The organism is Psychrobacter sp. AOP30-A2-5, from assembly GCF_052378115.1.
Classification (GTDB): domain Bacteria; phylum Pseudomonadota; class Gammaproteobacteria; order Pseudomonadales; family Moraxellaceae; genus Psychrobacter.
In genome coordinates this window covers 1-1,303 of the sequence record NZ_JBQSXK010000053.1, presented here as the reverse complement: position 1 = coordinate 1,303, position 1,303 = coordinate 1, and the positions used below count along the sequence as shown (strand labels likewise).

1 protein-coding gene is annotated in these 1,303 nt (G+C 45.7%); it reads right to left on the bottom strand.

The features are described 5' to 3' along the window. Window positions 1-32: 32 nt before the first annotated feature. Window positions 33-1,247 carry an IS256 family transposase gene (locus ACT3S4_RS14300; RefSeq protein WP_287045459.1) on the bottom strand — a complete coding sequence of 405 codons (1,215 nt, stop codon included), beginning with the start codon at window positions 1,245-1,247 and terminating at the stop codon, window positions 33-35. Between the last annotated feature and the right edge of the window lie 56 nt (window positions 1,248-1,303).

Here is a 1,303-nt window from a genome sequence, read left to right as displayed (position 1 = left end):
AGAGACCATCCCAAATTCTGTGTAACTGCCATTTAGATTAAATGCTTACTAATACGATCATCAAACATAATCATAAAGCGATTTAAAGCAGACGTCCAGTTACGAATGGGCATAGACCACTTTTTGGATGCCTGCTGAGTTGCTAAATAGACCACTTTAAATGCAGCCTGATCAGAGGGGAACACCTTACGCTTATTCACCGCCGTCCGAATCACACTGTTTAGCGACTCTATCGCATTGGTGGTATAAACCGCTTTTCTGATGTCTTTAGGATACTCAAAGAACACCGTTAAGCCCTCCCAGTTATTGCGCCAAGACTTGACCACATGCGGGTACTCTGTGCCCCAAGTCTCATCAAAGTGTTCAAGGTTAGCCTCTGCTATCTCAAGCGTATCAGCACCGTAGATGGCTTTTAAATCAGCCGCTACGGCCTTTTTATCCGTCCATGGTACAAACTTCATGGAGTAACGCACCATATGCACGATACACAGCTGAACCTGAGCGTTGGGATAAACGGTGTTGATAGCATCGGGGAAGCCCTTTAAGCCGTCGACACAAGCGATTAAGATGTCTTGTACTCCGCGGTCTTGTAGCTCAGTGAGAACGCCCAGCCAGAACTTAGCGCCCTCATTCTCTGATAACCACATACCAAGCAGCTCTTTTTTACCGTTAAGAGCAACACCTAGCGCTAGATAGATAGCCTTGTTGATGATCTGCTTGTCTTGACGTATCTTCACGACGATGCAGTCCAAATAGACGATAGGATAGATGCTGCTCAGTGGCCTGTTCTGCCATGCGGTGATGTCATCTAAGAGGTTATCCGTGACTCTTGAGACAAGAGAGCTTGATATATCAACGTCGTAGATGTCTTTGATGGTTTCGACAATTTCAGTGGTGGTTTGACCCTTGGCATAAAACATGATTATTTTATCATCAAGGCCACTGATACGGGTTTGATGCTTACTGACCAGCACAGGCTCAAAGCTGCCACCGCGGTCTCTTGGGGTGGATATCTCAAGATCGCCTGTGTCACTGCGGACGGTCTTTTTAGTGTGGCCGTTGCGCTTATTGGGCTTGTCTGCCTTCTCATGTTTAGGGTAGCCGAGATGCTCTTCCATCTCAGCCTCTAAGGCAGTATCAATAAAGGATTGCATGAGCTGCTTTTGGAAGTCTTTGATGTCATCAAAGCTTTTCATGCTACCAGCCATTTGCTCGGCTAGTTTTTTAATGTCAGATTGAGTAGTCATTGCTTATTCTCCTGTTAGTGGATTATAAGCAGTTACACAAAGTTTGGGAAACTCCC

Coding starts and splice junctions, on each gene's coding strand:
- ACT3S4_RS14300 (WP_287045459.1), bottom strand. CDS start 1,247: ATGACTACTCAATCTGACATTAAAAAACTAGCCGAGCAAATGGCTGGT.